This is a genomic window from Adlercreutzia sp. DFI.6.23, assembly GCF_024462535.1.
GTDB classification, from domain to species: Bacteria; Actinomycetota; Coriobacteriia; order Coriobacteriales; family Eggerthellaceae; genus Adlercreutzia; species Adlercreutzia rubneri.
Map to the genome: position 1 here is coordinate 1 of NZ_JANGBP010000360.1, position 316 is coordinate 316.

The following is a 316-nucleotide window of genomic DNA, read 5'->3' on the forward strand; positions in this document are numbered from 1 at the left end:
CGGATGATGTCGATGACACCCTGGAAGTCCTCGGCCTGGCCGATGGGGATGGTCACCGCGCCGAGGCGACCGCCGAATCGGGCGTGCAGCAACGCCATGGCGGCGTCGAAGTTGTCGTTCTCGCGATCGATGTGGTTGATGTACACCGCGCGCGACAGGCGCATGTCCTCCGCCTCGCGCCACCGCTTCGTCGTCATAACCTGGGGGCCGTCGACGGCGTCCACCACGAACAGGGCCATTTCGGCCGCCTGCATGGTGGCCAGCGTATCACCGATGAAGTCGGGATGGCCGGAGGTGTCCATCACGTTGATCTTGT

General features: G+C 64.9%; 1 protein-coding gene. It reads right to left on the reverse strand.

Going from position 1 to position 316, the window contains the following annotated elements:
* Positions 1-316 (reverse strand): GTP-binding protein (locus tag NE591_RS13730; protein ID WP_256156916.1); only part of this gene is annotated, 316 nt, incomplete at both ends.